18 protein-coding genes are annotated in these 19295 nt (G+C 72.7%); 5 read left to right on the top strand and 13 right to left on the bottom strand.

Annotated elements, in window-relative coordinates:
- The first annotated feature begins 93 nt into the window (after positions 1–93).
- Positions 94–1671, top strand: a complete 1578-nt coding sequence (locus tag ACFRU2_RS41260; RefSeq protein WP_382981446.1) for an alpha/beta hydrolase — start codon at positions 94–96, stop codon at positions 1669–1671.
- Between the two features lie 84 nt (positions 1672–1755).
- On the opposite strand, the gene moeZ is transcribed toward ACFRU2_RS41260, so the two are convergent.
- The 12 genes from moeZ to ACFRU2_RS41200 form a co-directional block, all read right to left on the bottom strand.
- Positions 1756–2934 carry an adenylyltransferase/sulfurtransferase MoeZ gene (gene moeZ / locus ACFRU2_RS41255; protein ID WP_382981445.1) on the bottom strand — a complete coding sequence of 393 codons (1179 nt, stop codon included), beginning with the start codon at positions 2932–2934 and terminating at the stop codon, positions 1756–1758.
- A 63-nt stretch (positions 2935–2997) separates the two neighbouring features.
- Positions 2998–3750: a spherulation-specific family 4 protein gene (locus ACFRU2_RS41250; protein ID WP_382981444.1), complete on the bottom strand. Its 753-nt coding sequence runs from the start codon at positions 3748–3750 to the stop codon at positions 2998–3000.
- The gene (locus ACFRU2_RS41245; protein WP_382981443.1) at positions 3738–4763 is read right to left on the bottom strand and encodes an NAD-dependent epimerase/dehydratase; all 1026 of its coding nucleotides are present in this window, start codon (positions 4761–4763) and stop codon (positions 3738–3740) included. The genes ACFRU2_RS41250 and ACFRU2_RS41245 overlap by 13 nt, the downstream gene beginning before the upstream one ends.
- A gap of 110 nt (positions 4764–4873) precedes the next feature.
- Complete coding sequence (locus ACFRU2_RS41240; RefSeq protein WP_382981442.1) at positions 4874–5785, bottom strand: hypothetical protein; 912 nt, start codon at positions 5783–5785, stop codon at positions 4874–4876.
- A complete protein-coding gene (locus ACFRU2_RS41235; protein ID WP_382981448.1) occupies positions 5782–7599 on the bottom strand; it encodes a DUF3492 domain-containing protein in 1818 nt (605 codons plus the stop codon). The genes ACFRU2_RS41240 and ACFRU2_RS41235 overlap by 4 nt, the downstream gene beginning before the upstream one ends.
- A gap of 172 nt (positions 7600–7771) precedes the next feature.
- Positions 7772–9505: a dipeptide ABC transporter ATP-binding protein gene (locus ACFRU2_RS41230; protein WP_382981441.1), complete on the bottom strand. Its 1734-nt coding sequence runs from the start codon at positions 9503–9505 to the stop codon at positions 7772–7774.
- Positions 9502–10494 (bottom strand): ABC transporter permease, encoded by a 993-nt coding sequence (locus tag ACFRU2_RS41225; RefSeq protein ID WP_382981440.1) that lies wholly within the window; start codon positions 10492–10494, stop codon positions 9502–9504. Before ACFRU2_RS41225 ends, ACFRU2_RS41230 begins: the two co-directional genes overlap by 4 nt.
- Entirely contained in the window at positions 10491–11474 is a 984-nt protein-coding gene (locus ACFRU2_RS41220; RefSeq protein WP_382981439.1) for an ABC transporter permease, read from the bottom strand. Before ACFRU2_RS41220 ends, ACFRU2_RS41225 begins: the two co-directional genes overlap by 4 nt.
- Positions 11471–13210: an ABC transporter substrate-binding protein gene (locus tag ACFRU2_RS41215; RefSeq protein ID WP_382981438.1), complete on the bottom strand. Its 1740-nt coding sequence runs from the start codon at positions 13208–13210 to the stop codon at positions 11471–11473. The genes ACFRU2_RS41220 and ACFRU2_RS41215 overlap by 4 nt, the downstream gene beginning before the upstream one ends.
- Before the next feature lie 202 nt (positions 13211–13412).
- A complete protein-coding gene (locus ACFRU2_RS41210) occupies positions 13413–13508 on the bottom strand; it encodes an Ms4533A family Cys-rich leader peptide (RefSeq protein WP_323182585.1) in 96 nt (31 codons plus the stop codon).
- A gap of 46 nt (positions 13509–13554) precedes the next feature.
- Positions 13555–15168, bottom strand: a complete 1614-nt coding sequence (locus ACFRU2_RS41205; RefSeq protein ID WP_382981437.1) for a DUF3152 domain-containing protein — start codon at positions 15166–15168, stop codon at positions 13555–13557.
- Between the two features lie 3 nt (positions 15169–15171).
- Entirely contained in the window at positions 15172–16218 is a 1047-nt protein-coding gene (locus ACFRU2_RS41200) for an alpha/beta fold hydrolase (protein WP_382981436.1), read from the bottom strand.
- Positions 16219–16338: 120 nt separating this feature from the next.
- Between ACFRU2_RS41200 and ACFRU2_RS41195 the strand changes: the two genes are divergently transcribed.
- From ACFRU2_RS41195 to ACFRU2_RS41180, 4 genes are all read left to right on the top strand, one after another.
- Positions 16339–16554, top strand: coding sequence for a hypothetical protein (locus ACFRU2_RS41195; protein ID WP_382981435.1), 216 nt, complete (start codon positions 16339–16341; stop codon positions 16552–16554).
- Positions 16555–16700: 146 nt separating this feature from the next.
- Positions 16701–17339 carry a TetR/AcrR family transcriptional regulator gene (locus tag ACFRU2_RS41190; RefSeq protein ID WP_214949215.1) on the top strand — a complete coding sequence of 213 codons (639 nt, stop codon included), beginning with the start codon at positions 16701–16703 and terminating at the stop codon, positions 17337–17339.
- 174 nt (positions 17340–17513) lie between these two features.
- Positions 17514–17741, top strand: coding sequence for a DUF3107 domain-containing protein (locus ACFRU2_RS41185; RefSeq protein WP_250741766.1), 228 nt, complete (start codon positions 17514–17516; stop codon positions 17739–17741).
- Positions 17742–17892: 151 nt separating this feature from the next.
- On the top strand, positions 17893–18195 hold the full coding sequence (locus tag ACFRU2_RS41180; RefSeq protein WP_382981434.1) for a hypothetical protein: 303 nt from the start codon (positions 17893–17895) through the stop codon (positions 18193–18195).
- Between the two features lie 96 nt (positions 18196–18291).
- On the opposite strand, the gene ACFRU2_RS41175 is transcribed toward ACFRU2_RS41180, so the two are convergent.
- Positions 18292–19050, bottom strand: a complete 759-nt coding sequence (locus tag ACFRU2_RS41175) for a ferritin-like fold-containing protein (protein ID WP_250741764.1) — start codon at positions 19048–19050, stop codon at positions 18292–18294.
- Positions 19051–19295 lie beyond the last annotated feature (245 nt).

Genomic DNA, 19295 nt, shown 5'->3' with positions numbered 1-19295 from the left:
TGGCGGCAACCACCCCCCCCCCCCCCCCCCCCCGGGGGGGGGGGGGGGGGGGGGGGGGGGGCGGCCCCCCCGGGGCGCGCCCAGGATGAGGGCATGCCCACACACGCCCTGCGGGTCGCCGCTGCCACCGCCGTTGCCGCCGCTCTGCTCACCACCGGTGCCTGTTCCGACGGCGGAGGCGGGGAGAAGAGGGGCAAGGACGGCGCCGCGCAGGGCATCAAGAAGCCCAAGTGGGGGGAGTGCCAGGCTCCCACCCCCGCCGAGGGGGTCGGTCAGGTCCCCGGCAAGGACTGGCAGTGCGCCGTCCTCGACGTTCCCCTCGACTACGCCGAGCCGGAGGGCGAGACGATCCCGCTGGCGCTGATCCGGGCGAAGGCCCGCGACAAGGACAAGCGGATCGGTTCGCTCGTCTTCAACTTCGGCGGTCCCGGCGGCTCCGGCATCAGCACCCTGCCCGGCGCGGCGAAGGACTACGGCGCCCTGCGCGAGCGGTACGACCTGGTCAGCTTCGACCCGCGCGGGGTCGGCCGCAGCGCGCCCGTCCTCTGCGAGGACGACAAGCAGCTGGACGCGTACTACGCCTCCGACTCCAGCCCCTCGACGCCGGAGGAGGAGAAGCAGTTCCTCGCCACCTCCAAGAAGTACAAGGAGGCCTGCCAGGCGAAGTCCGGCAAGGTGCTGCCCCACGTCGGCACCGAGAACGCGGCCCGCGACCTGGACCGGCTCCGCCAGGCCCTCGGCGACGAGAAGCTGTACTACTTCGGCATCTCCTACGGCACCGAGCTCGGCGGGGTCTACGCCCACCTCTTCCCCAAGAACGTCGGCCGGGCCGTCTTCGACGCCGTGGTCGACCCGACCAAGAACTCCGAGCAGGGCGCCCTCGGCCAGGCCAAGGGCTTCCAGCTCGCGCTGGACAACTTCGCCCAGGACTGCGTGGACCGCGGCGACTCCTGCCAGTTGCAGGGCAGCACCGTCAAGGAGATCGAGGCGAACATCATCAAGCTCCAGAAGGAGCTGGCGGTCAAGCCCATCCCCGGCTCCGGCGACCGGCTGCTCACGGAGGACTCCGCGACCAACGGCATCGCCTTCGCCCTGTACTCCAAGGAGGCCTGGCCCCTGCTGGAACAGGGCCTGGACGAGGCCGAGGGCGGCCAGGGACAGCTGCTGCTCGCCATGTCGGACGCCCTCAACGGCCGCGACCCGAAGGGCACCTACAGCAACATCGGGTCGGCCAACACCGCCATCACCTGCGCCGACTCCAAGGACCGCTACACGCTCGCGCAGACCAAGGCGAAGCTGCCCGAGTTCCGCGCCGCCTCTCCCGTCTTCGGGGACTTCCTCGGCTGGGCCATGCTGGGCTGCACCGACTGGCCCGTGGCCGGCGCCTGGAACACCCCGGACGTCTCCGCCCCCGGCTCGGCGCCCATCCTGGTGATCGGCAACACCGGTGACCCGGCGACCCCGTACGAGGGCGCCCGCAAGATGGTGGAGCGGCTCGGCCCCGGCGTCGGCGTGGAGCTCACCTTCAAGGGCGAGGGGCACGGCGCCTACAACAGCGGCGACCCCTGCGTGCAGCAGGCCGTGAACTCCTACCTGCTCGACGGGAAGGTGCCCGGCGCGGGCACGGTCTGCACGGCGTCGAAGTCCCCGTCGCCGACCTCGCCCGTCTAGGCACCCGGAGCACGCCGGAGGGGCCGTACCTCGCTCGCGCGAGGTACGGCCCCTCCGGGTGACTACCGGTGCCCGCTGGTGGGACTAGTAGATCGGCTTCTCGGGCTCGATCTGGTGGACCCAGCCGATGACGCCGCCGCCGACGTGGACCGCGTCGGCGAAGCCCGCGGACTTCAGGACCGCGAGGACTTCCGCACTGCGGACACCCGTCTTGCAGTGCAAGACGATGCGCTTGTCCTGCGGCAGGTCCTGCAGGGCGGTGCCCATCAGGAACTCGCCCTTGGGGATCAGCTTCGCGCCGGGGATCGAGACGATCTCGTACTCGTTGATCTCACGGACGTCGATGATCTCGATCGGCTCGTCGTTGTCGATCCACTCCTTGAGCTGCTTGGGAGTGATCGTCGAGCCGAGCGCGGCCTCCTGGGCCTCCTCCGACACGACGCCGCAGAAGGCCTCGTAGTCGATGAGCTCGGTGACGGTCGCGTTCGGACCGCAGACCGCGCAGTCGGGGTCCTTGCGGACCTTGACCTGGCGGTACTGCATCTCCAGGGCGTCGTAGATCATCAGACGGCCGACCAGCGGCTCGCCGACGCCGGTGAGGACCTTGATGGCCTCGGTGACCTGGATGGACCCGATGGACGCGCAGAGCACGCCCAGCACGCCGCCCTCGGCGCAGCTCGGGACCATGCCCGGCGGGGGCGGCTCCGGGTAGAGGCAGCGGTAGCACGGGCCGTGCTCGGACCAGAAGACCGAGGCCTGGCCGTCGAAGCGGTAGATCGAGCCCCAGACGTACGGCTTGTTCAGCAGCACGCAGGCGTCGTTCACGAGGTAGCGCGTGGCGAAGTTGTCCGTGCCGTCGACGATGAGGTCGTACTGGCTGAAGATCTCCATCACGTTGTCGGCTTCGAGCCGCTCTTCGTGGAGGACCACGTTCACGTACGGGTTGATGCCCAGCACGCTGTCGCGGGCCGACTCGGCCTTGGAACGGCCGATGTCCGCCTGGCTGTGGATGATCTGGCGCTGCAGGTTCGACTCGTCGACCTCGTCGAACTCCACGATGCCCAGCGTGCCGACGCCGGCCGCGGCCAGGTACATCAGGGCGGGCGAGCCGAGGCCGCCCGCGCCCACGGCCAGCACCTTGGCGTTCTTCAGGCGCTTCTGGCCGTCCATCCCCACGTCGGGGATGATCAGGTGGCGGGAGTACCGACGGACCTCGTCAACGGTGAGCTCAGCAGCTGGCTCTACCAGGGGTGGCAGCGACACGGGGACTCCGTAGATGATTAAGTCTTAACGGTGGTTCTTCCCGTAACACTGCCACGCCCTCCTTCATTCCGAGACACCCGGTCCGATCCGCGAGACGATTTCGTCCCAGTACCCGGGCATCGACGCCCAGGGGTCCCGGTCCGCGGCCCCGCGCCGGTCGGTGAACCAGATGGTCCCCGCCCCTTGCCAGCGGGCGATCCGGAGCGCCTCCTCCAGGTGCGTGCGCGGCACTCCGTGCACGAGGTGGCAGAAGGTCTCGGGCGGATGGTCCGCCGTCCACTCCGCCACCTGCGACCAGCGGTAGTCGGCCCAGGTTCCGGCGAAGGTGACCAGCTGATCTGCGGTTTCCGTGTACCCCTCGTAGGGGTGGGTGCCGTGGCCGAGGACGATCCGCAGGCCGTCGCCGAGCCCCCGCAGGGTGTCCGCGACCCGGCGCACGGAGGCCAGCTCCGCCTTCCCGGCCGGGGCGTCCGCGAGGTAGAAGCCGTCGGCTCCGTACCAGTCCCGGAAGCGGTGGGCGTCGGAGACGAGCTCCCCGAAGGACCGCTCCCCGTCCCGCATGGCGAGATGCCCGAGGATCGCGCCGCCCGCCCTACGGAGCTTCGCGGCCGCCTCCGTGCAGTGCGGGTCGGGCCGGCCGCCCGGCCCGTCCGTGACGTTGAGGACGGCCCAGTGCAGCGGCGTCCCCGGCCGGGTCAGCTCGGCCCACTCCACCGGCGCCAGCAGCGGATGCGCGTACCCCGGGACTCCTAAGCCGAGCCGGCCCGCCTCCGTGGCGGCCTGGCCGGCCGCCGGCGGGGTGGTCAGATGCGGCACGCCGCCTCCATCCAGATGTCCGCGAGGGACTCCTCCAGGTTGATCCGCGGCCGCCAGCCGAGCCGGTCGCGGGCGGTACGGACGTCCGCCTGCTGCCAGCCTCCGCACCCGTCCGGGTAGGGGTACGGCGGCTGGGCCGTCGCGGCGGCGAGCTGCTCGGCCGTGGCCTCGGAGCGCGGGGAGCCGATGGCGGCGAGCCCGGAGGGCCGGCCGGGATGCCCGTGCGCCTGCGGGTGCTGGGCGTGCTGTCCGTGCTGCGGTACGTCGATCTCGTGCAGGGAGCCTCCGTACCCGGCGACCCGCGCCAGCACGGCGGCCGCGTCGCGCAGCCGGACCGCCCGGCCGGTGCCGATGTTGACGACGCCCTGGGCCGCCGACAGCGAGGCGGCGTGCACCGCCCGCGCCACGTCCCGGACGTCGACGAAGTCGCGCTGGACGCCGAGCCCGCTCAGCTTGAGCTCGCCGTCCCCGGACTGCATCGCGCGCCGCATGGCTTCGGCGAGCCGGCCGAGGGGGGATCCGGCGGGGGTGCCGGGGCCGACGGGCGAGAAGACCCGCAGGACCACGGCGTCCAGCCCGGAGCCGAGCACGAGCTCGGTGGCGGCCAGTTTGCTGACTCCGTAGGGCCCTCCCGGTCTCGGGACGGCGTCCTCGGCCGTGGAGGACCCGGGCTGGCTGGGCCCGTACTCGGCGGCGCAGCCGAGCTGGACGAGCCGGGCGCCGCAACCACTGCGGCGCAGCGATTCGCAGATCGTGGCGACGGCGACCGTGTTGTGCCGGGTGAGCTCGCGGGCACCGCCGCGGGTGGCTCCCGCGCAGTTGATGACGACGCCCGGGTGGACGGCGTCGAGGAACCGGGTGAGCGCGCCGGGGCTGCCGGTGGCGAGGTCGAAGCGGACGTCGGCGTCGTCGCCGCGGCCGAGCGCGGTGAGCTGGACCGCGGGGTCGGCGAGCAGCCGGTCCGCGACGTAGCGCCCGAGGTATCCGTTGGCTCCGATCAGCAACACCCTCATCGCGCGGCCCCTTGGTTGGTTGGCTGGCCGGTCATGTCCTGTTTCTCCTTGCTGGTGGATGGGTGGGTCGGGGTAGGGGGTACGGCGCTTCGGTGTCTGCTTCCGAAGGTTCAGGGGCGCTGCGCGTGCGCGGAGGCCCGCGACAGCGCGAGGACGGCGGGTACGAGGACTCCCGCTGCGGCGGCGAACGGCGCCGCCGGGATCGGGAGCAGGGCGAGGACGAGGGCCAGGGCCGCCGCGAGGGCTCCGCGGGGGGCTCCGTGGCCGAGCAGCAGCCGGGTCAGGAGGAGCAGCACCGCGAGCGGTACGGCCACCGCCGGGGTGGTCCCGGCCAGCGCGGCCGCCCCCGCGGCGGCCGCGGCGTACAGCGCGAGCGTCCCGAGGAGCAGCGGTCTCACCCCGTCGGCGAAGTCCTCCAGGGCCCGGCTCCCGGCGAGCCTGCGCCGGGCGCGGGCCGCGAAGACGGCGCCGGCCAGGTGCCCGGGGGCGACGGCCACGGCCAGGGCGGTCCCGAGCGGGGTCCCGTGGCGGTGGACGGCCCAGCCGAGGGCGGCGGCGGCCAGCAGGTACACGGCGGCGGGGAACCGGCCCCCGGCGGCCCGGCCGGGCCGTCCGAGCGCGGCGACGGTGACGAGCACCGCCAGGGCTCCGGCCCAGGGCACGCCGGCGGCGGCCGCGCCGAGGGCGAGGGCCCCGGGCAGCAGCGCGTAGCCGAAGCCCCGTACCGCCTTGGCGTGGACCGGGATCCCGGCCGGCGGGGCGGGCAGGGTCCCGTCGCGGGGGGTCCGGGCGTAGAGCTCCTCCGCGAGGGAGAAGACGTCCCGGTGGCGGAAGCGTGCGGCGGTGCGGTCGGTGATGCCGTGCGCCTCCAGCCCGGCGGCGATCTCCAGCGGGTCCACGGCGTGCTCGCAGAGCTCCCGGTGGCGGTGGAGCAGCGCCTTGACGGGGTCCCCGGCGGAGCGGGCCCGGCGGGGCGGGGGCGGGTCCAGGGGAGGGACGGCTTCGTCCAGGGGCACGGTCATGCGGAGGCCTCCGGACTCGGGGCGCGCTCGGCCCGCGCGGCGGGCACCATGAGCCCCGGATGCGCCTCGGCGTCGTCCCCCGGGGTCGGGGGCTCGGCCGGGTCGGCGGCGGGCGGGGCAGCGGGTTCGGGGTGCGGGGCAGCGGGTGCGGGGTGCGGGGCAGCGGGTGCGGGGTGCGGGGTGGCCCAGGTGGGGGTGGCCCAGTGGCCCGGGACGCGGGCCTCGGGCGGCTGCTCGAAGGGCACCCCGGTGCCGTCGGGACGGGCCGGGCCGCGGGCCAGCAGCCTCAGGTAGGACTCCTGGAAGGCGGCGACGTTCTGCTCGACGGTGAAGAGTTCGAGGGCCCGCGCCCGGGCGGCCGACCCGAGTCGCTGGGCCCGCTCGGGGTCCTGCAGCAGCGTGACGCAGGCCTCGGCGAGCGCGCGCGGATTGCGCGGCGGCACCACGAGCCCGGTGCCGCCGATCACCTCGACGACGGCGCCGACGTCGGTGGAGACCGTGGCCCGGCCGCAGAACATCGCCTCGGCCAGGGTGATGGGGAAGCCCTCGATGACGGAGGAGAGCACCACCACCCGCCCGGAGCCGTACGCGTGGGCCGGCGACGGCACGTCGGGGCCGCCGATCTCCTCGAAGGTGACCGGGTTCTCGCCGACCGCGTGCGCGTCGGCGGCCTCGTCGGGGAAGAGCTGCGCGGCGAGCGAGCGGCAGTCGGCCAGGTAGCCGTGCCCGACCTCGTGGTTGCCCGCCCCGGCCGGGCCGCCGGGGCCCGCGGCGACGGAGCCCGCGGCGCCGGAGACCGGACCGACGGCGGTCGCGAAGATCCGCAGCCGGGCGCGCGGTTCGGCCCGGCGCACCTCGGCGAAGGCGTGCAGCAGGGCGATCAGGTCCTTGGCGGGGTCCACCCGGCCGACCCAGACCAGCGTGTGCGGGTCCCCGCACGCCGGGTCCTCGCCCACTGCGGCGAATCGGTCCGCCTCCATCCCGGGGTAGACCGTGCGCAGCCGCTCGCGGGAGGCCCCGCAGCGTTCCTGCCAGCGCCGGGCGTGCGCGTTGCCGGGGGTGAGCAGGTCGGCCTGGGAGTAGATCTCACCGGCCAGCCGGGTGTGGAAGGCCGCGAGCAGGGCCCGTACGGCCGGCCGCTCGTCCCGTGCGGAGGTCTCCAGGTAGTGGGCCCGGAGCTGGACCCCGTACTCGGTGACCAGGAGCGGCACTCCGAAGAAGCGTTTGGCCAGGAGCCCGGGGAGCGCCGCCACCCCGCCCGCGGCCGCGTGGCAGACGTCGACCTCGCGCAGGTCCTCGTACCAGTCCAGGGACAACGGCCGCAGCATCCGCTCCAGTTCGTCCACGAACTCCAGCAGGTCCGCGACCTGCGCCCGCTGTACGGCCCTGCTCGCCTCGGGGGCGCGACAGGCGGACTCCACCGCCCGTACGGCCGTCTCCGAGCGCAGTGCCGCGTACAGCCCGCCCTGTTCCGAGGCGAGCGCGGCCAGCCCGTACAGGCCGTCCGCGAACCGTGCGGGGTCGGCTCCGCAGATCCCGCGGACCAGTTCCGTGAAGGCGGCGGCGAAGCGGCGGCGCTCGCGGCGGCGGTAACTGCGCCCGTCATCGGCCGGCGCCCACAGCGGGGCGGTCCGCACCCGGGTCACGTGGGAGGGCAGCGGCACCCGGCCGCGCTCCTCCTGTTCGGCGCTGCGGCTCAGGGCGTAGAGCTCGAACTCGTGCTGGGGAAGCCCGCGCACGAGCCGGTCGCACCACAGCCTCGCTTCCCCCGTGGCATACGGATAACCACCTTCCGTGAGCAGTCCGATCCGCACGAGTGGCACCCCCGATCTCCCGTTTCAGGCGGTCTCCGTCGGTCCGGCGACCCGCCGGATACGAACTCAAGCGGATATGCCGAAGGCGCGACGGACGGTTGTCCGTCGCGCCACCGGAAGGGGTGAAGAGTCGTAACTTTCCCGTACGGTTCGCGTTCGAGCACGCTAAGAACTACGAGGAGACCGCGAGCACTTCCTCCGGACGGCGCCGGCCGAGCCGGCGGGCGGCGGCCAGGGCCGGGTCGAGGGACGGGACGGCGGCCAGCAGCTCCCGGGTGTAGGCGTGGGACGGCCGGTCGTAGACCTCGTCGACGGGACCCTCCTCCACGATCACCCCGCCCCGCATCACCGCGACCCGGTCGCTGACCTGACGCACCACCGCGAGGTCGTGCGCGATGAACACCAGCGCGATGCCGAGCTCCCGCTGGAGCTCGGCCAGCAGGGCGGTGACCTGCGCTTGCGTGGTCACGTCGAGGGCCGAGACGGGCTCGTCGCAGACGATCAGCCGGGGCCGGGGCGCGAGGGCGCGGGCGATGCCGACGCGCTGGCGCTGGCCTCCGCTGAACTCGTGCGGGTACCGGTCGTAGTGCGCCTCCTCCAGCCCCACCCGGACCAGCAGTTCGCCGACCCGGTCCCGGATCGCCCGCCCGTCCTTCTCGCCCGCCGCGCGCAGCGGGTCCGCGATGGACTCGCCGATCGATCGGCGCGGGTTGAGCGAGGACACGGGGTCCTGGAACACCATCTGCACCCCGGGGACCACCCCGACGCTCTCCGCCCCGTCCCGCCGGACCTGCCCGGAGGTGGGCTCCAGCAGCCCGACGAGCATCCGCCCCAGGGTGCTCTTGCCGCTGCCGCTCTCCCCGACGATCCCCAGCGTCTCCCCGCCCCGCACGAACACCGACACCCCGCCCACGGCCTCCACCCGCCGCTTCCCCCGCCCGAACTCCTTCCGCAACGAGAAGGCCTCGACGACGGGCACGGAATCCATCGGCGCCGACTCCGGCTCCGCCCATTCCAGCCTCGCCCGGGGCGATGTCAGCCCCGCCGGCGTTTGAGGCGCGGGTATGGGCAGAGCCCGTGAGGCCCCCGGCCGGGGCACCCGCACCGCGTCGAGCCTCGGAACGGCCGCCAGCAGGGCAGCGGTGTACGGATCGGCCGGAGCCGACAGCACCGACTCCACCGGGCCCCGCTCCACGACACCCCCGTCCCGCATCACCAGCACCGCGTCCACGTTCTCCGCCGCCACGCCCACGTCGTGCGTGACCAGCAGCAGCCCGAGCCCCCGCTCCTCCCGCAGCCCGTGCAGCAGGTCGAGGATCTGCGCCTGGACGGTGACGTCCAGCGCCGTGGTCGGCTCGTCCGCGATCAGCAGCTTCGGCTCGCACGCCAACGCCATGGCGATCAGGGCCCGTTGGCGCATGCCCCCGCTGAACTCGTGCGGCCGCGCCCGGGAGCGGCGCACCGCGTCGGGTATGCCCACCCGGTCCAGCACCTCCACCGCCCGGGCCCGCGCCGCACGCCGCGTCACGGAGGCGTGCACCCGGTACACCTCGGCGATCTGGTCCCCGATGGCGTAGTACGGGTCCAGGGAGCTCAGCGGGTCCTGGAAGACCATCGCGGCGACGGCCCCGCGCAGCTCCCGGAGCCGGGCCGGGGAGGCCGCGCCCACGTCGGTGCCGTCGACCCGGACGGTCCCGCCGAGCCGCGCACCGGTCCCGTGGTGCAGCCCCAACAGGGCTGCTGCGACCGTGGACTTGCCGCTCCCGGACTCCCCCACGATGCCCAGGGCGCGGCCGGGCTCCAGGGTGAAGGACACCCCGTCCACGGCCCGTACGTACTCCCCCGGCCGGCCGACCGGGAAGTCGACGGTGAGGCCGGTGACGTCCACCAGCGAAGCGTTCGTCATGCCAGAACCACCCTTCGGTCCGCGACGGCGTACAGCACGTCGGCGACGACGCCCGCGATCACGACGGCCGTGCCGATGGCGAGGACCACGCCCACCACCACGGGCAGGTCGACCACGCGTACGCCGTCGATGAGGGTCTTGCCGAGTCCGGGGATCCCGAACAGCGACTCGGTCAGCACGGCGCCGCCGATCATCGTGCCGAAGTCCACGGCACTGAGCGCGATCACCGGGGCCACCGCGCCCCGCACGGCGTGCCGGGTCACGACGGCCCGCTCCCCCACCCCGTAGGCGCGGAAGGTGCGGATGTGGTCCTCGGCGAGCGTCTCCAGGATGGAACTGCGGCTCAGCCGGGCGTACTTGGCGCTCTCGAAGAAGCCGAGGGTGACCCAGGGCAGCAGCATGTTCCACGCCCACTGCTCGGGGTCGTCGCCGAGCGGTACGTACGTGGGGAAGGGCAGCCACTGGAGGTAGGCGCAGACGGCCATGAGCAGCAGCAGTCCGAGGATGAAGACGGGGGTGCCGGTGGCGGCGAGGGTGACCACGGTCAGCGCCCGCTCGGTGAACCCGCCCCGGCGCAGCGCGGACAGCAGTCCGGTGCCGACGCCGATCACGAGCCAGATCACGAGCGCGCCCAGCGCCAGCGACAGGGTGGCGGGGAGTCGTTCCAGCAGCAGCTCGGTGACCTGCTGGTCGTTCTGGTACGAGAATCCGAGGCAGGGCGCGTCGCAGTGCAGGACGAGCCCGGCTCCGCCGGAGGAGTCCCGGCCCACCAGCAGCCCCTGGAGGAAGTGCAGGTACTGCGTGACCACCGACTCGTTCAGCCCGAGCTGTTCGCGCACCTGGGCGATCTGCGCCGGGTTGCAGCGTTCCCCGCAGGCGAGGCGGGCGGGGTCGCCGGGGACCAGGTAGAAGAGGGCGTAGATCACGACGGACAGGGTGAGCAGCACGAGCAGTGCGCCGCCGGTCCGTTTGAGCACGAAGCGGGTCACGCCGTGCGCTCCTTTCTGGTGCCGACCCTCAGCCGGGAGTCCTCGCGTGGGTCGAGGGCCGTGCGGACGGCGTCGCCGAGCACCGTGAAGGCGAGCACGGTGACGAAGAGCAGCCCGGCGGGGAGCAGGACGTAGGCCGGGTCGGCGCGGAACCATGTCTGGGCACTGGAGAGCATCTGCCCCCACGAGGGGGTGGGCGGCTTCACGCCGACGCCGAGGAAGGACAGCGAGGCCTCGACCACCATGGCGGTGGGCACCTTGATCGCGGCCAGGGTGATGACGGGGGCGGCCAGCGAGGGCAGCAGCTCGCGGCGGGCGATCCGCAGGGTGCCGTTGCCCGAGAGCCGGGCGGCATCCACGAAGTCCAGCTCCTTGAGGGAGAGGGTCTGGGCGCGCACCATCCGGGCGAGGCCGCCCCAGTCGAGCAGTCCGATGACCAGGATCAGCAGCAGCGGCCGCGGGAACCCGGACGGGACGACGGCGGTGAGCGCGATGGCGATCACCAGCATCGGGAGGGCGATCATCACGTCGGTGACCCGGCTGACGAGCTGGCCGGCGAACCGGCCGCCGAGCCCGGCGGCGAGCCCGACGGCCACCCCGACGAGGACCTGGACGAGGGTGGCGCCGAGCGCGACGAGCAGGGAGATCCGGGCTCCGTAGAGCAGCCGGGTGAACAGGTCGCGGCCGGTGCCCGGTTCTACGCCGAGCCAGTGCTCGCCGGAGATTCCGCCGAAGGAGCCGAGCGGGACGCCCCCTCGCGCGGAGTCGACGAGTTCGTCGTGGTAGGCGTTCGGGTCCTGGCCGGTGAGGTGGGCGAACAGCGGCGCGGCGATGGCGAGGAGGACGAGGAGCGCCAGGACGGCGGCCGCCGCGACGGCCGAGGGCCGGGAGCGCAGCCGCCGCAGGACCTGCGGCCCGACGCCCGGCCCCGGGACGCTGACCCCGGGACCGGACGCCGACTGCTGGGCGAGGAGCGTCACTTGACTGCAACCTGCGAGATGTCGAGGACGCCGGTCCAGTCGCTGATGACGACGTTCTTGACGTCCTTGCCGACGAGCCGCTTGTAGACCGGGTGGAAGAGCGGGACGTCGAGCGCCTGCTCACCGATCTTCTTGTCGAGGGCGCCCCAGCGCTTGCCGGCCGCCGCGAGGTCGGTCAGCTTGGCGATCTCGTCGATCTCGGTGTTGACCGCCGGGTCGTTGAGCTGGGCGTGGTTGTAGTTGCTGCCGTTGGTGACGATCTGCCGCCCGTCGTAGATCGGGGCGAGGAAGGGGGCGCCGGACGGCCAGTCGGCGCCCCAGCGGGAGAGGAAGAAGCCGGGGGTGTTCTTGGCGTCCCAGCGCTTCTCGTTGAAGGCGTTGTTCTCCAGTCCCTCCAGCTTGACGGTGATCCCGGCGGCGGCGAGGCCCTGCTGCACGGCGGTGGCGACCTCGGGGCTGGTCTGCCGGTTCTGGGCGTTGGAGTGGGTGAGCGTGATGGTCAGCCCGTCCTTGAAGCCCGCCTCGGCCAGCAGCTCCTTGGCCTTGGCCGGGTCTCCGGTCTTGCCGGCCGGGAAGTGGTCGTACTTCGTGAAGCCGAAGGCCTCCTGCTCGGGCAGGAAGGTGGTGGCGGGTTCGGCGAGGGCGGAGCCGCCGGCGGCGTTGATGACGCTGGTGCGGTTGATCGCGTAGGAGATCGCCTGGCGGACCTTCGGGTTGTCGAAGGGGGCGACCTTCGGGTTGAAGGCCAGGTAGTTGACGTAGCCGAAGTGGCCGGTGCCGACCCGCCCGCTCAGCTCCTTGTTGTCCCCGATCTGGGCGAGTTCGGCGGGCCCGAGGTTGGTGTCCGTGGTGACGGCGGCCGCGTCGGCGCCGGAGCTGGTGGACAGGCGCTGGTTGATGACCGCCGCGTCGAGCCCGGAGCGGACGTCGATCTTGTCCGGGTAGGCCTTGCGCTCCTCGTCGGTCTTCTCGTCCCAGTTCTCGTTGCGCTCCAGGCTGAGGTGCTCGCCGTCGTTCTCGTTCTTGACGACCTTGTACGGGCCGGAGGAGACCGGGTGCTCCTCGTACTTGACCCCGGTGTCCTTGGCCTTGGGCACGGGCGCGAACTGCGTCTGCGTGGCGAGGAAGGGGAACTCCCCCTCGGGCTTGCGGAGTTTGAAGACGATCGTCTTCGCGTCGGGCACGACGATCGAGTCGAGCCCCTTGCCGCCGTCCTTGTACGGGCCCTCGTACGTCTCCCCGCCGACCAGCCAGTCGCGCAGGTACGGGGCTCCGCCCGACAGCTCGGCGGCGAAGGACCGCTCGATGCCGTACTTGATGTCGGCGGTGGTGATCGGCGAGCCGTCCTCGTACTTCAGCCCGTCCTTGAGCGTGTACGTCCACTCGGTGGCGTCGGCGTTGGGCTTGCCGAGGTCGGTGGCCAGGTCGGGCACCACCTTGGCGCCGGCCGGACCGGCCTCGCGGTTGCGGGTGGTGAGCGTGCGGAACACGAGCGAGGGAACGTTGCCGCCGCCGGAGGTGTACAGGCGGGCCGGGTCGAAGTCGCTCTGCGGCTCGTTGTTGAGGACGGTCAGGGTGCCGCCCTTCTGCGGGGCGGCCCCGGTGGCGCCCGGCTTGTCGCCGGCGGAGGCCTTGTCCGTGCCGTCCTTGGGCCCGCAGGCGGCGGCGCCCCCGGCCAGAACGACGCTGACGGCGACCGCGGCCACGCGGCGCGATATGAGGGACTGACGGGCCATGGGAAAAGGGACCTCTCGGCGTGAAGGGAGATGCGGAAAAGGCCACGCGAGGGGCAGCGGTATGTGCTCCGGAGGGTCCGAGCGGTCGGCGGCGTGCCGACGGCGGGGACGGAAGAACGGAAGACGCCGCACCTGCGGGCAAAAAGGCCCCGGGCGCGGCGGAACGACGGAGAAAAGAGGAAGTCGCGCGCTCAGGGAGGCGTCAGCGACAGAAGATGTCGGCCACGCTGTGCGCGGTCACACCAAGCAGCGCCAGCTCAATGGCGGCGCTCGCGGTGGTGGTGTGCAGGTGCGACATGCGGAGAACAATGACCGACCATCGAACACTTTGTCAAAGCCGCTTATCAACTCCCGGGATACACCCAGGCATTGGGCTTGCACTGGATTCCGTTGATATCCAGGGACTTCGTCTGCTGCTGCATGATCGGGGCGAGTGCGCCCGGCGTCTGGCAGCTCACGTGGCCGTGGCCGAGCCGGTGGCCGACCTCGTGGTTGATGAGCATCTGGCGGTAGGCGAACATCTGGTCCGGGCCGAAGGTCGCCGAACCCTGCGCCCAGCGGTACGCGTTGATCATCACGCGGTTGGTCGACGCGGAGTCGCAGGAGACGTTGTCGATGGTGGTGTCGAGTCCGGACTTCTTGCACCAGACGCCGGTGGTCCCGGGGCTGGCGAGCGTGATCACGAAATCGGCCTCGCCGCCCGGCACCCGCTCGAAGGTCTTCGTACCGCCGTGGCCCCAGCTCCGGTCGTCGTTCAGCGTGCGGTGCACGGCCTCGGCGAACAGCTGCGGATCCAGGCCGAGCCCCTGCTCCACGTCGACGCGGTAGCGGACCACCTGCCCCTTGCCGGGAGCCTGCGCCACACCGGGCACGGTGTCGAAGGCGCCGGGGCCCTTCAGCTTCTCGTCGATCGGGAACTGCTGCGCCATCTTCTGGTCGTACGAGAGCTCCGGCGCGGCCTTGAGCGCCGCGGAGGCGTCCGGGGTGGGCCGGCCGTCGGAACGGGAGGCGGCGGAGTTGCCCTGGGCGGTATGACTGTTGCCCTCGTCGGCGGCGCGCACGGGGTTCTTGCCGCTGTCGTTCTCGGAGGCGGCCTGGCCCGCGACGACGACGGCGAGCGCGACGGTGACGGCCGCGGCGGCCATCCCGGCGTACGTACGGCCCTTGCCGCCGCGTCCACCCGCGGACGGAGCCACCTTCGGCACGTCCACGGGGGTGACGACCGGCGCGCGCGGCGCGGGGATCCGGCGGTGCGAACCGGTGGCGGTGAAGGCGTTCTCGGCGACCGGGACCGCGCGGTGCGGCCCCGTCGTGGTGAGGGCGTCCTCGGGGAAGAGGTCCCCGCCGACCGTGACCCGGCGGTGCGAGCCCGTCGCGGTCATCGGCGCGTCGAGGGTGACCTGCGGGAAGCCGACCGCGGGGGTGCCGAAGGCCGGGGTGTCATGGACCGGGGCGTCGTACACCGGAGTGCCGAGGGCCTGGCTGTCGTACACCGGGGTGCCGAAGGCCGGGCTGTCGTAGACCGGGCTGTCGTAGACCGGGGCACCGGCGGACTGGCTGCCGTAGACCGGGGTCCCGAAGGCGGGGCTGTCGTACACCGGAGTCCCGAAGGCGGGGCTGTCGTACACCGGAGTCCCGAAGGCGGGGCTGTCGTGGGCAGGGGTGTCGTAGGCCGGACGGGTGCGCGGGGCCCCGCGCCAGTCCCCGTACGTCGCACCGGTACCGGCGGCCGCGCCCCAGGCTCCGCCGGGCTCGTGCTGTTCGGGGTGTCCCCCGCGCGCGGCGGACACCGGCTCGCGGCGCGGCGGGGCCGCGTACCCGCGGGGGGCGGCGGCCGGCTCGGCCCACCCGGCCGGGGCCGGGGCAGCGGCCCGGGCGCCGGCCTGTTCGGCCGGCTGCGGATGGCCTGAGCCGGGGCCGGGAGCCTGGCCCGACTCCTTGCGACTATGTCGTCCCACGTCTCAGCCCTTGCCGTCCTCGTCGGTGTTCACGGTGTGCTCCGCTGCGCCCGGGTCCGGCTCGGCGCCGTGCCCGTCGGTGGAGACGGCGGCGTCCAGCAGCTCCCGGAAGGCGGCCGCGACCACCTCGGGGTACTCCATCATCGCCACGTGCCCCGCCTCGGGCAGGGACAGCAGACGCGAACCCCGGTAGGCCGCAGCGGCCTTGCGCGCCATACGGTACGAGACGAGCTGGTCCCGGCCACCGTAGACCAGCAGGGTCGGTACGAGCACCCGCTGTGCCTGGCGCCACAGTCCGTGCTGGCCACCGAGGGTGTAGGCGTCGACGATGCCGCGCGAGGAACGGGTCATCGCATCCCAGAAGTACGGGAGTGCGAGCCGCCGTTCCATTTCCTCGACGGCCAGCTCGAACGCCTCGGGCGTCACCCGCGAGGGGTCCCCGTAGCAGAGGTCCGTCACCCCCCGGGTGCGCTGTTCGGCGCTCAGGCCCCGGGTGAGGCGGCCGAAGAGCCCGGCCACTCCGGGTACGGCGAGCAGCGCGGTCGGCACCGCCGACTTCTGCACGCGCAGTTCCGGCAGGGCCGGGGAGATCAGCGTCAGCGTGCGCACCAAGTCGGGCCGGACGGCCGCGACCCGGGTGGAGACGGCGCCGCCGAGGGAGTTGCCGAACAGGTGCACCGGTCCGCGTCCGGCGGCGTCGAGGTGACGGATGACGGCGCGCGCCAGGCCGGTGACGGAGTAGTCCCGGTCGGCGGGCGGCGGGGACCAGCCGAAGCCGGGCAGGTCCAGGGCCTCGCCCTCGACGGAATCGGCCAGCCGCGCCATGAGCGCGGACCAGTTCTGCGAGGATCCGCCGAGCCCGTGGACGAACAGCGCGGGCGGCAATCCGGCCCGGACCGGCGGGCGGACCCGTACGGCCATTTCCAGCCCGGGGAGCCGGTCGGTGCGCAGCTGCTCCCCTTCGGCCACGCGCACGGCCCCCACCTGGGAAGACTGGCCGGAAGACGAGGGGTCGGTGGACCGTACGCCCGGCAGCTCGGTCGAAGACATGGGGCAATGTTACGAGACGATCACGCGGGTCCTCTTGTGTTCGCCGTCACAGATGCTTGCGGAACCGCCTAGCGGGGTATCCGCGATCCTCCTAGGCTCGTAAGTGGAAAGGGGTGCTCCATGACTGTCGACCCTGCGGAACCGGACACCTTCCAGTCAGAGCTGCGGGACAACCTCGATGCGGAAGCCCCCGAGGCGGACGCCGCGGAGCAGAGCACGGAGTTGAATCCGACCGGGGACGATCCGCTCACCCCTGTCGGCCAGCGCGAAGCCTCCGAGGGGGATGCCGCCGAGCAGACCCGGGTGGTGCCCCTGGATGATGACGACTACCGCTGAGCCAGCGCTGACCAGCATCTCCGGTGGGTGACCGGCGGTCCGTACCGCGAGAAAACTCGGCTTGAACCCTCCAGATTCGGTTACCGAAAAGTACGATGGCCGCGCGGCGCAAGGCGCACTGTGTTCTAGAGAAAGTGGGAGGCGGCGTGACAGCCATCGAGCAGACCGAGGCAGCGCGTCCGCGGGGCACGCGACTTCCGCGCCGGGCCCGGCGCAACCAGCTCCTGGGCGCCGCCCAGGAGGTCTTCGTCGCGCAGGGTTACCACGCGGCGGCCATGGACGACATCGCGGAACGTGCCGGCGTCAGCAAGCCGGTGCTCTACCAGCACTTTCCCGGCAAGCTCGACCTCTACCTGGCGCTCCTGGACCAGCACTGCGAGGCGCTGCTGCTCGCCGTGCGCACCGCACTCGCGTCGACGAACGACAACAAGATGCGCGTCGCCGCGACGATGGACGCCTATTTCGCGTACGTCGAGGACGAGGGCGGCGCCTTCCGGCTCGTCTTCGAGTCCGACCTGACCAACGAGCCGGCGGTGCGCGAGCGCGTCGACCGCGTCTCGCTGCAGTGCGCCGAGGCGATCTCGGACGTCATCGCCGAGGACACCGGCCTGTCCAAGGACGAGTCGATGCTGCTGGCCGTGGGCCTGGGCGGGGTCTCGCAGGTCGTGGCCCGGTACTGGCTGTCGAGCGAGAGCCCGGTCGCCCGTGACACCGCGGTGGGGCTGCTGACCTCCCTCGCCTGGCGCGGAATCGCCGGTTTCCCGCTGCACCCGACCGACGTCTGAGCAGCGCCGGCGGGGACGGCCGGGGCCGGCCCCGGCGGTCCCCGCCGGTCTGACCGGCGGCTGTTCGCTGCGAGCGTTTTCGCCGCGCGGCGGACACGTCGCCTCTCCGGGCTAATGTGGACCGGGTAACGGCGCGGCTGATCGCGCGTACCGGACCGTCGGAGGGACAAGGCCGTGGAGGTCAAGATCGGCGTGCAGCACGCACCCCGGGAGATCGTGCTCGAGAGCGACCTGAGTGCCGAGGAGCTGGAGAGCATCGTCACCGCCGCCCTGTCCGGCTCGGCGCCGCTGCTGAGCCTCACGGACATCAAGGGCCGCAAGGTCCTGGTGCCGTCCGAGCGCCTGTCGTACGTCGACCTGGGCGAGCCCAGCGTGCGCAAGGTCGGCTTCGGCGCTCTCTGAGCACCCAGTAGGACCGAGCACCCAGAAGTACCGAGAACGGCCCGGTGGAGGACTCCGCCGGGCCGTTTCCGTTTCCTCCGCTTCGGGTAGGACCGCTGTAAGACACGCTCCCGGTACGCCCCGGTACGTCCGCCGCTCGAGAGGATCTCCCATGCTGCTGATCGAGGCGCTCGGCTCCGCTCTCCTGGGCCTCGCCCTGGCCGGGGCGGCCGTCCGTGTGCTCGGCCCGCGGCTGCCGTCCTCGCGGGTGGTCCTGGCCAGTGGAGTGGCGGGGGCCCTCTTCGGGGCCTATCTGACGCACACCGCGCTGGGCCCCGGGCACAACACCCTGTTCGCGACCCTCATCGGCGGCGCCCTGGTCTCGGGGGTGGTCCTGTCCCTGCTGCTGCGGCCCACTGGCCGGGCGGGGAGGCCGCCCCGCCGGGCTCCGTTTTCGGTTCCGACGCGGGGCTAGACGGCCCCACTGAGCGACCCCACTGACTCACGACCTCGGCCCCGCACGGAAGCTTCCCGTGCGGGGCCGAGGTATGTCCGTCTGCGGGGCCGGGGACTACGCCGCCAGGCCCAGGGCCGCCATGCGCTTGGTGTGCGCCTTGGTGATCCGGGTGAACATCTCGCCGACGGCCGCGAGGTCGAAGCCGGCCGCCATCCCGTCCACCCCGCCGACCAGCATGGTGGAGAGCGCGTCGCGCTCGGCGACCACGCGCTGCGCCTGCGAGAGCGCCTCGCCCATCAGCCGGCGGGCCCACAGCGCGAGCCGGCCGCCGCAGCGCGGGTCGGCCTCGATGGCGGCGCGCACCTTCTCGACGGCGAAACCGCCGTGGCCGGTGTCGTCGAGCACGCTCACGACGAGCCCGCGGGTGTCGGTGTCGAGGTGGGTGGCCACCTCGCGGTAGAAGTCGCTGGCGATGGAGTCGCCGACGTACGCCTTGACCAGGCCCTCCAGCCAGTCCGACGGGGCGGTCTGGCGGTGGAAGTCGTCGACGCCCTTCGCGAAGGGCTCCATCGCGGCGGTGGCGTCCTCGTCGATCGCGGCGAGCCGGTCGCGCAGGCGCTCGAAGTGGTGGAATTCGGCGGAGGCCATCTTCGCGAGCTCGGCCTTGTCCCCGAGGGTGGGCGCGAGCTTCGCGTCCTCCGCGAGGCGTTCGAAGGCCGCGAGTTCGCCGTACGCGAGCGCCCCGAGCAGATCCACCACGGCGGCCCGGTACTGCGGCGAGGCGGAGGCCGTGGCCCAGTCCTGGGCGGCGATGCCGGCTGCCTCGGCGGGGGCGCTTTCGTCGGCGGGCGATGCGTTTTCAACGGTCGACATGCACCGCACAATAGCTCGCCGAAAGGCACCGTGAACCACCTGCTCAGTCCACGTAAACGCGCCTACCTGGTGAATTCACCCGACACAGCTGCGAGATTCCGGGGTACAGTGGTAATGCGCCTGCCGAACACTCGGCGGGCCATCCGAATGAGGATGCCCGGTCGGTGGCCCGATCGGCTCCACCCGACCGCCCTCGGCGTGATGCGTACGTTCATACGTACCGCCTCCCACGAGGGGCCCCCTCA

This window comes from Streptomyces sp. NPDC056883 (assembly GCF_042788835.1).
GTDB lineage: Bacteria > Actinomycetota > Actinomycetes > Streptomycetales > Streptomycetaceae > Streptomyces > Streptomyces stoeckheimensis.
Note: the sequence above shows the minus strand (reverse complement) of the source record. Positions and strands in the feature narration are given on the sequence as shown.

Coding starts and splice junctions, on each gene's coding strand:
- ACFRU2_RS41180 (WP_382981434.1), top strand. CDS start 17,893: ATGCTGCTGATCGAGGCGCTCGGCTCCGCTCTCCTGGGCCTCGCCCTG.
- ACFRU2_RS41260 (WP_382981446.1), top strand. CDS start 94: ATGCCCACACACGCCCTGCGGGTCGCCGCTGCCACCGCCGTTGCCGCC.
- ACFRU2_RS41195 (WP_382981435.1), top strand. CDS start 16,339: ATGACTGTCGACCCTGCGGAACCGGACACCTTCCAGTCAGAGCTGCGG.
- ACFRU2_RS41200 (WP_382981436.1), bottom strand. CDS start 16,218: ATGTCTTCGACCGAGCTGCCGGGCGTACGGTCCACCGACCCCTCGTCT.
- ACFRU2_RS41240 (WP_382981442.1), bottom strand. CDS start 5,785: ATGACCGTGCCCCTGGACGAAGCCGTCCCTCCCCTGGACCCGCCCCCG.
- ACFRU2_RS41230 (WP_382981441.1), bottom strand. CDS start 9,505: ATGACGAACGCTTCGCTGGTGGACGTCACCGGCCTCACCGTCGACTTC.
- ACFRU2_RS41245 (WP_382981443.1), bottom strand. CDS start 4,763: ATGAGGGTGTTGCTGATCGGAGCCAACGGATACCTCGGGCGCTACGTC.
- ACFRU2_RS41215 (WP_382981438.1), bottom strand. CDS start 13,210: ATGGCCCGTCAGTCCCTCATATCGCGCCGCGTGGCCGCGGTCGCCGTC.
- ACFRU2_RS41175 (WP_250741764.1), bottom strand. CDS start 19,050: ATGTCGACCGTTGAAAACGCATCGCCCGCCGACGAAAGCGCCCCCGCC.
- ACFRU2_RS41210 (WP_323182585.1), bottom strand. CDS start 13,508: ATGTCGCACCTGCACACCACCACCGCGAGCGCCGCCATTGAGCTGGCG.